Origin of the sequence: Effusibacillus pohliae DSM 22757, assembly GCF_000376225.1 — a bacterium.
Lineage (GTDB): Bacteria > Bacillota > Bacilli > Tumebacillales > Effusibacillaceae > Effusibacillus > Effusibacillus pohliae.
Genome location: NZ_AQXL01000070.1, coordinates 1 through 8,873 on the forward strand (window position 1 = coordinate 1; position 8,873 = coordinate 8,873).

Consider the following 8,873-nt stretch of genomic DNA (forward strand, 5'->3'; position numbering starts at 1 on the left):
GATCCCAAATATTCACTTTTCGTCAAATATTATCCTCAAGCGCTTCGTTCGTGAAAGATAAAAACATGCGTAATGGCGAGAAAAACGAAGAAAACATTAATTCTTTGAGGGAGCTGAATGGAATGAGCAGTAAAGATTTGCATGCGGTCATAGAGGACCACGCGCTGGAAGAGGTACCGGAGTCAGAGCGGAAAGGATGGCTGAGCCTGTCATGGAATACGGCCGGCATTGTCACGACGCTGATTCAGTTGTTTTTCGGCGCACTGGTTACGTTTGCCGCTGGCATCAAGATCGGCATAATGGCGGGTATTTTCGTTACCGTCATCGGCGGTCTGCTTGGATGGGCAGTGGGCCATATTGCCTATAAGTCTGGGTTATCCAGTACGGTGATGTCCCGGTATTACGGTTTTGGCAACAAAGGCTCGCTCATTGCCTCGGCGATTTACGGTTTTATGATCCTTGGTTTTCTGGCATTGGAAAACGCTTTGTTGTACAAAGGTTTTCTGTTTTACTTCGGCATCGCCGACACGCTTGCTGCAAAAGTCATCATCTACGGTATATTAACTGTTTTGTGGGTGCTGCTCACCACCTTCGGATTTCAATTGGTGGCAAGGGTCTCCTCGCTGACATTGGTACTGTTCCTGGCCGTGCTGCTTTACATGGTGGGTGACGTCATTCTCTCGTCCGGTCAATCCTGGGCGTCCGTGCTCTCCTTCGGTGCTCAGTTCCCTCCCGAAGTGCTGGCCGCGATGGGGGCAGACACGGATATGGGGAAATTTGTTTTTGCCATAAACGTCCTCATCGGCTCTGCCGGAGCGCTTGCCTTGGTCGATGCGGATTTCGGTCGATACGCGAAGCGTTCTGTGGACATTGGGATTGCTGCGTTTCTGGGTAACATCGCGATGGATATTGTCATGCTTACAGTTGGCGGGATCGTCATGTTTGCGGGCATGAAGCAGGTTACCGAGTACTACATTACCGTGAAAGGCATGGATGCAGTCGCAGCCGCCCAGACGGCATTGCAAAGTCCTGACAGCATCGCCGCAGCCTTCATCATCTTCGGCGGATTGCTGGGAACGATCCTGATGGTGCTGGCACAAGGGAAAGCGCAGGTGCTCAACACCTACAGCGGCTCGCTCGCTTTGTCCAATTTTTTTGCCGTTTTCAATTGGCGGCCGGGACGATTTATCTTTGTCGTCTTGGGAAACATCATCGGGCTGATTATGCTGTACGGCAAAATCCTGGAGTTGGTAAACGCATGGATTACCATTTTGGGAGTGATTACTACCTGTTTTGCCGGCATCATGATCGCAGATTACTTCATCGCTCGCTCAAAGACAGGTCGGCAGGACACCAGGCAGTTTGGGGCCGACGAAATCAACTGGGCAGGCGTCGTATCTACGATCGTCGGGGTGATACTCGCTCACTACGTGTTAAATAATCTCATCCCAATCGAGTTTTTCACTTCCCTGATCGTGTCCGGAGTTGTCTATCCGCTACTTCGCCTCTACGTCTTCAAACCAAACTGCGCAGACAACTTGGATACCGTCAAAACATCGATATGATGCAGGCCAAGGAATGGAGGGGTAAGTGCCAAATGCAGCAGCACTTTTATGTGTTATCGATCATTCACGATATGAAAGGAGAGAGGTAGTGTGGATTTTACGTTTACTTCGAAACAACAAGAAGTGATCGAGCTGTGTCGGGAATTGGCGAAAGATTTTGCAAAAAGGGCGGGGGAACACGACCGCGACCGGACAGCACCGGAGGAAAACTATGAAAAACTGCGGGAAGCCGGACTCTTTGGCATTGCGATTCCGGAAAAGTACGGCGGTTTAGGTATAGGATTTCTCGGTTATGTCGCCGCAATGGAGGAACTGGCCCAGGGTTGCGCTTCCACAGCCAACTCGTTCAACATGCATGCCAATGCCACTGGTGCCATTTTGCAGCACCCCGATGTGCCTGAGACTGTGAAACAACGGGTTGTTGATCTTGCTCTGAAAGAGCATAAACTGATGTGCACGTCCGTCTCCGAACCTACGTCATCCAGCCTGCTGGCCACTTCCTATACGCCATCTCTGGAAGCTTGCCGCGTGGAAGGAGGCTATACGCTGCACGGGAAAAAAGCGTTTGCCTCAATGTTTGAATCAAGCGACTACGTGTACTTGTACGCCCATCCGGAAGGAGATCCCAACCCGCAGGCCAGCATCGGATTCCTTGTCCCGATTAACGGCGGAAAGATGCCTGGAGTGACCGTACACGACGTCTGGGATCCGTTGGGTATGCGTGCGACACGCAGCAATACGGTTGAGTATGACGGCGCATTCGTACCCGACGAGTTCGTTCTGCATCAGACGGACGAATTCCTCAATGATTTCATCATTCGTGGAGCCAATTGGTCGTTTGCCGGGTTTGCCGCTGTGTACCTCGGCGTCGGCATGGGAATTCTCAACTACGCCAGGGAATTGCTCGGATCGCGCAAAGCCAAAGGGTTTGCACAGCCGCAGGGGTTCCACCCGGATATCCGCCGCCGGATCGGCACAATGGCAAGCGAACTGGAGGCGGCCAAGTTTTCCATGTACCATGCGGCGTGGTACAGCGATACGTACGGGCCGAGCCTGCAGACGTTCCACCATTTCCTGCGTGCAAAGTACATGATCGCCAAAGCAACGATGAACGCTGCACAGTCCGCTTCCATCGCGTGTGGTATCCACGGGCTGATGAAAGAGTTGCCGCTTGAGAGGATGATTCGCGATGCGGCGACGGCACCGATTATGCCGCCCAACATAGACGCATGCGCCGATCAGGTCGGCCTGTTGACGATGGGACTCAACCCGGCAGAAGCTATGCCGCCGCTCAAATCTTTGGAACCGCTCACGACGGTTCAGGTAGGGGGAAAGGGAGCATGACCACGGGAACTCGTCTTAGCGACAAGGTTGCGATCATAACCGGAGCCGGCAGCGGGATTGGCCGCGCCACAGCGGAGCGGTTCGCGCGGGAAGGGGCCCGGCTCGTGCTCAACGATCTCGACACCGCCAGGCTTGAAGAGTTCGTTGCAAGTACTAGGGAACCGGATAAGCACTTCATCCTCGGCGGAGACATATCCCGCGAGGAGACGGCGGACGATCTCGCCCGCGCCGCCCGCGAGCGGTACGGCAGGATTGACATTCTGGTGAACAATGCGGGGATACACTTCCTGCGCGATATCACGGACACGACAGTCGAAGACTGGGACCATGTCATGGATGTCAATCTCAAAAGCATGTTCCTCTGCTGCCGTGCGGTGATCCCGATCATGCTGGCACAAAAGAGCGGCTCCATCGTCAATCTCGCGTCCATCTCCTCATTCATCGGTCAGGAAATGATGGGACAAAGCACCTTTTTGTACAACATCACCAAAGCCGGTGCCTTACAGCTGACGATTTCCCTGGCAACGCGTTACGCCGCGGAGGGAATTCGCGTTAACTGCGTATGCCCCGGTGGAACCAGGACGGAGCAAATCAAGCTGGGCAGCCAGACCGAGCTTGACGGATTTTGGCGGGCAGTCGGTGAAGCTCATCCGATGGGACGCCACGGCCGGCCGGAGGAAATTGCCAACGCGATCCTCTTCCTTGCTTCAGACGAAGCGTCGTTCGTTACCGGTTGTCCGCTGATTGTGGATGGAGGCTATTTAGCACGGTAAATGCGCCCGACCTCCCCAGCCTCTTAGTGTGAGTAAAAAAGTAAACAGGTGAGCCCTTCCATGGTAAATTGTGGTTGACCAAACAAACAATCTTCGATGGGAGGGTCACTTGCATTGGCTCTTATACCACAATTGAAACTGTTTACGTGGAACGATATACAAACGCTTGGAGACTTGGAGCGTCTGCGTTTTGGTGCTTGATTATATGCCGGACGAGAGCGAGCTGTTTCAAATTGCTTCCCCGGCGCTCTGATGTGACACACCTTCTGTTATTGTGGAACAAAAAAGGAAGCTCTTCAATAATAGCGGTTGTAAGGTAGGACTGATCGCGAATTCTCTGCTCTCCAAGCCAAAAACCTTCTGGAATATTTTTAGCCAAATCCTAAAAACCTCTACCAAGTTCCTCATGCCGATAGAATATGTGATTTTTCAGGTTGGGCTTTTGGCCATAGCGAAGGTAAGGCCTTCATCCGTGAGCCTATTAGCTCGAGGGGGTTTTCATCAGTCTTCAACATTTATTTTGGGGATTTGCCTTTCCCAATCGGAGACAGTATCGTCTTGCATGAAACACCACTTTGGCGGCCAAGGTGGTGAAGTTCTCAAATGACTGAAACGCATAAGCATCCAGCGGTTAATTTTAGTGATTTATGTTAACCGGTTTACATTTAGAATTTTTTGACCTGCATTAAAATATAGAAAAAGAGGTGGTATTTGTGAAAGAAATTCGCTTCCATGGGCGTGGGGGACAGGGAGCGGTTATGGCGTCTGAGCTGCTTGTTCAGGCACTGGTTCGGGAAGGGAATTATGGACAATCCATTCCGGCTTATGGGTTTGAAAGGCGGGGAGCTCCGTTGCAAGCTTTCGTAAAACTTGATCATAAACCGATCAGGGAACGCGTTCAAGTCTATCGACCGGATGGGATTATTGTTTTGGATGAATCGCTCTTGGCGCAAATTCCAGTGTACGAGGGATTGAAACACGACAGTTTTGCAGTGCTCAACTCACGCAAACAGCCTAATTTTGAGAGTGCGCCGCAAGAACTGCAGCTCATGGCAACAGTTGATGCAAACCGGATTGCCTTGGAAATCTTTAAAGCGCCGATCACCAACACCATTTTGCTAGGTGCCTTTTCGGCCGCCACCGGATTGGTTGGGTTGGATTCTTTGAAAGAGGTTGTTACCGAGTTTTTCCCTAAAAAAATTGTGGACCAAAATTTGCAAGCTGTAGAACGAGGATTCAAAGAAGTTTCTGTAAAAAGCAGGCAGCAAGTTTTTAGGAAAGCGGAGTGATGGATTTGCAATTCACAATCAAAAAAGCCGATGTAGTCTATAAGGAAACCGGTGACGAGATAGCCTCTGTCGGCCGTGGCCTATACGTTGTCAACACCGGATTATGGCGCTATCAGCGGCCTGTTACGGATCCCGATTTATGCAAGAGGTGTTCAGCCTGTTATATGTATTGCCCTGTAGGCTGTAAGATCGAATTGTCGACGCATTATGATACGGATTTGGACTGGTGCAAAGGGTGCGGGATCTGCGCCGAGGTCTGTCCGGCGAATGCTATCACAATGTATGAAGAAAGGGGTGATGAATAGATGGGAAAAATTGATGTTCTAAATGGGAATAAGGCTGCCGCATACGGAGCGAAATTAGCGCGGGCGGAACTGGTAGCTGCGTATCCGATCACCCCGCAGACACCTCTTGTAGAATATCTGGCCACTTTTGTGGCAAATGGGGAAATGGACGCGGACTTGGTCGAGGTTGAAAGCGAGCATACAGCCTTAAGCGTTCTTCAAGGAGGAGTCTTAGCGGGGGCCCGGACTTTTACGGGAACCAGTTCGCAAGGGCTTGCTCTTATGTACGAACCTTATATCAGGACTAGTACCATGCGGATGCCGATTGTAATGGCTTTGGTTACAAGGGAGGTGATCTCGCCGCAAACCGTATGGGGAGGGCAGCAGGATGCCGTTACGGTAAGGGAAGCCGGATGGATCCAAATATGGTGCGAAACGGTACAGGAAATTCTCGATTCCGTTATTCAGGCGTATAAGATCGCGGAACATAAAGAAGTCTTGCTGCCTGTAAACGTATGTTATGATGGATTTTCGCTATCCCATATGGCTGAAAGAGTGGAAATCCCGGATCAGGAAGCGGTTGACCGGTTCCTTCCGAAGCCTGATATTACCCATCTGAAATTAGATCCGGCAGCCCCCATGTCCGTTGACCCTCTTACTGCAGGCCCAATGCTTACCGAATTCAGGCATAAGCAGGTGACAGCCATGAATCGGGCTAAGGGAGTCATTGAAGAGGTTCGGCAGGAATGGAAACAGCTATTCGGCCGGGATTATGGCGGACTAATTGAATCCTATAGGATGGATGATGCGGAAATCGCAATCGTTTGTTTAGGCAGCCCGGCTGGAACAGCAAGAGTGATGATTGATAAAGCGAGGGAACACGGAATCAAAGTCGGTATGGTTCGCATACGAGTGTTGCGGCCGTTTCCGGCGGAAGAGGTTCGTCAACTATTAGTCAAAGTAAAGGCGATCGGAGTGATCGATCGCAACGTCTCATTTGCAGCCGGCTACGGTGTTAGCTTTTTGGAGCTGAAGCAAGCGTTCGGCGGCCTGGCTATGCCGCCGATGATAGATTTCATAGGTGGATTGGGTGGATCTGACGTTACCTTTGAGAATATTCGCTATGCGATTCTCCTTACCCAATATGTAGCTAACGGAGGTCAGTGGAAAGATGTAACATGGTTTGGCTTGGATGAAATCGAGCATGCGCAATTAAATGACAGAAAACTGAAAGAACTGATTGAGATCGGTGCTGATGATTTAAAAAGAGGAGTGGTTAGCTGATGGGAGTTCATAATGGGGAAAGAGACAATACGAATTATTCGACCATACCTAAAGGGGCAAAACCGACACTGCAAAAGGATGATTCCTTTTTCACCAGGAAACGCTTTGGGTTTATATTCAGGGAAGAAAAACAGCTGAAGGAGGCATATAAGGAAATTACGAAAGTTGAAGACTTATTGTCACCCGGCAATTCAGCCTGTCTTGGATGTCACGCTGAATTAGCCTTGAGGACCACACTGCGCGTGCTTGGACCAAATACGATTTTGGCGATTCCTCCGGGATGCATGGGCGGGATTGGAGTTGTAGGCTTCCAAGGAGGATCAGGCACGAAAATTCCTGTATTTTTCCCGCTGTTAGACAATACGGCAGCGATGCTAACTGGAATCAAGCGGGCCTACCGTAGGCAAGGACGGGACGATATTCATGTCGTCGCTTTCTCCGGAGATGGTGGAACGGCAGATGCCGGCTTCCAGTCTCTTTCCGGCGCTGCAGAACGCGGAGAAAATATAATCTATATTTGCTATGATAATGAAGCTTATATGAATACTGGGATCCAGCGTAGCGGAACCACGCCCAAATGGTCTTGGACCCAAACCACTCCAGTCGGTGACGGAAGCCGAGGAAAAGCCCAGAAGGGTAAGGATATGCCGATGATTATGGCTCAGCATGGGATTCCTTACGTGGCTACAGCGAATCCGTCTTACATGCCGGATTATATTGAAAAGCTGAAAAAAGCGATGAAAGTGAAAAATGGGATGGCGTACATCCATCTGTACTCCGGATGTCCGACAGGGTGGAAGTTCCCGACCGAGAAGACGATTGAAGTGGGGAGACTTGCGGTAGAGACGAATTTGTATCCGTTATGGGAATGCGAAAACGGAAAGTTTCGGATTACTTACAAGGTCAGGAGGAGATTGCCGATTCGCGAATATACCCAATCGATGCAAAAGTATCAGCACTTGACAGAGCAGGAACTCAAAGAATTGCAAGAAGCGGTTGATCAAAATTATAGAAGGTTGGAGAAGCTATGCAAAATGTAGCGAAGAGACAAGCCGATTTTCAAGTCGAAATTGAAGCCACTGCACACGCTTGGAGAATGCCTTTTGTTGCTCTGTTTGAGATGCTGTTTCGCGCTGGTGATGCGGTTCGATTGGGTAAAACCACGCTTTTTGTTAAGGATCAGGCAGGCCATATCATCCATCAGGAATATTACGGAAAATCGCGTAAATCAGCATGGTATAGAAAACTTGAAATTGAACAAAAGATGAAATCTATGAATAAAGAACAATTCTTGGATTGGCTGAAGGGGAATAAATAACATTGCAAAATGCGAACTTAAGCTTAAAAGGATGAAACTTAGGAGGTAGCTGAAGTGATACAAAACACTGTAAACCTTACAGTTAATTGGGGAGACACAGATATGGCGGGTATCATCTATTATCCCAATTATTTTAAGTGGTTTGATATAGGCAGCCTTCGGCTGCTTAATACAATCGGACTCCCGCCCAAAGAACTCATGTTGGAACAAAAAATCAGCTTTCCACTGATTGATGCGGGTTGCACTTGCTATAAACCGCTTTATTTCAACGATGAAATTCGGGTAGTAACAAGGATCGCCGAAGTGAATAACAAAACATTCAAGATGGAGCATGAGGTTTATCGGGGGGATGAATTAACCGGAAAAGGATACGAGGTGCGGGGATGGGTGAGTTTTGCTGAAGAAAAAATCAAAGCTCATCCGATCCCAGAGGATGCTAGAAAGAAATTGACCCAAGTAAAAGTAGAAGTTTAATCCGTTGATAAGTTTCTAACAATCATAAGCCGCTATTCTCTTATATAACGAGTTAGCATTTACACGAAGAAGCTGGTTGACAACGTTGATTTTTCCGAAACTGCGAGCTATTATCAAGGAATGGAACACCGCCAGTCGATCTGTCAGAGATCGTTCCATTGATTGGTAACAGTCGAGACGAAGCGGCTTATTATTGCAAAATATAGGTTCGAATTTTAAATAAGAACCTGAATCCGTGAAATTCTAGCATGTTCTTAATTACAATCATGATATATTCGTAGTAAAATGAAGATAGTGAAAGATAATTTCATTTTGCGATATTCACCAATGGGGTGAGCTCATGAAACGGTTTATTATTGAAGAGTCCAACGAGAGAATTGTGACCCATTCCGGCTTGGCTTTTATCGGGTATTTACTCCAGAAAACACAACTTCGCAAACGTCTGGCTCAGTCCAAGGTGCCGGGTTGTCGCATCCCTCCCGACATTTCCCATGCTGATCTTGCTTTTTCTTACATCGGTTTGCTGTCTCAAGGCAAGAGCG

At 49.0% G+C, this 8,873-nt stretch carries 9 protein-coding genes and 1 pseudogene; all 10 read left to right on the forward strand.

Features of this window, described 5'->3' with window-relative positions; all coding sequences use genetic code 11:
- On the forward strand, positions 1-1,565 hold a 1,565-nt coding region (locus C230_RS0101525; protein WP_211207983.1), incomplete at its 5' end, for a purine-cytosine permease family protein.
- A gap of 90 nt (positions 1,566-1,655) precedes the next feature.
- Positions 1,656-2,909, forward strand: a complete 1,254-nt coding sequence (locus C230_RS19080) for an acyl-CoA dehydrogenase family protein (protein WP_018130317.1) — start codon at positions 1,656-1,658, stop codon at positions 2,907-2,909.
- Entirely contained in the window at positions 2,906-3,682 is a 777-nt protein-coding gene (locus C230_RS0101535) for an SDR family NAD(P)-dependent oxidoreductase (RefSeq protein WP_018130318.1), read from the forward strand. The genes C230_RS19080 and C230_RS0101535 overlap by 4 nt, the downstream gene beginning before the upstream one ends.
- Before the next feature lie 713 nt (positions 3,683-4,395).
- Positions 4,396-4,971: a 2-oxoacid:acceptor oxidoreductase family protein gene (locus C230_RS19085; RefSeq protein ID WP_040392591.1), complete on the forward strand. Its 576-nt coding sequence runs from the start codon at positions 4,396-4,398 to the stop codon at positions 4,969-4,971.
- A complete protein-coding gene (locus C230_RS23785) occupies positions 4,971-5,276 on the forward strand; it encodes a 4Fe-4S binding protein (RefSeq protein WP_018130320.1) in 306 nt (101 codons plus the stop codon). Before C230_RS19085 ends, C230_RS23785 begins: the two co-directional genes overlap by 1 nt.
- Entirely contained in the window at positions 5,277-6,539 is a 1,263-nt protein-coding gene (locus C230_RS0101550; RefSeq protein WP_018130321.1) for a hypothetical protein, read from the forward strand.
- The gene (locus C230_RS0101555; RefSeq protein ID WP_018130322.1) at positions 6,539-7,579 is read left to right on the forward strand and encodes a thiamine pyrophosphate-dependent enzyme; all 1,041 of its coding nucleotides are present in this window, start codon (positions 6,539-6,541) and stop codon (positions 7,577-7,579) included. Before C230_RS0101550 ends, C230_RS0101555 begins: the two co-directional genes overlap by 1 nt.
- A complete protein-coding gene (locus C230_RS0101560) occupies positions 7,567-7,857 on the forward strand; it encodes a hypothetical protein (RefSeq protein WP_018130323.1) in 291 nt (96 codons plus the stop codon). Before C230_RS0101555 ends, C230_RS0101560 begins: the two co-directional genes overlap by 13 nt.
- A gap of 54 nt (positions 7,858-7,911) precedes the next feature.
- Positions 7,912-8,331 (forward strand): acyl-CoA thioesterase, encoded by a 420-nt coding sequence (locus C230_RS0101565; protein ID WP_018130324.1) that lies wholly within the window; start codon positions 7,912-7,914, stop codon positions 8,329-8,331.
- Between the two features lie 340 nt (positions 8,332-8,671).
- Positions 8,672-8,873: pseudogene (locus C230_RS22225) on the forward strand (IS1380 family transposase); the annotation flags it as partial.

Coding starts and splice junctions, on each gene's coding strand:
- C230_RS0101535 (WP_018130318.1), top strand. CDS start 2,906: ATGACCACGGGAACTCGTCTTAGCGACAAGGTTGCGATCATAACCGGA.
- C230_RS23785 (WP_018130320.1), top strand. CDS start 4,971: ATGGATTTGCAATTCACAATCAAAAAAGCCGATGTAGTCTATAAGGAA.
- C230_RS0101550 (WP_018130321.1), top strand. CDS start 5,277: ATGGGAAAAATTGATGTTCTAAATGGGAATAAGGCTGCCGCATACGGA.
- C230_RS0101555 (WP_018130322.1), top strand. CDS start 6,539: ATGGGAGTTCATAATGGGGAAAGAGACAATACGAATTATTCGACCATA.
- C230_RS0101560 (WP_018130323.1), top strand. CDS start 7,567: ATGCAAAATGTAGCGAAGAGACAAGCCGATTTTCAAGTCGAAATTGAA.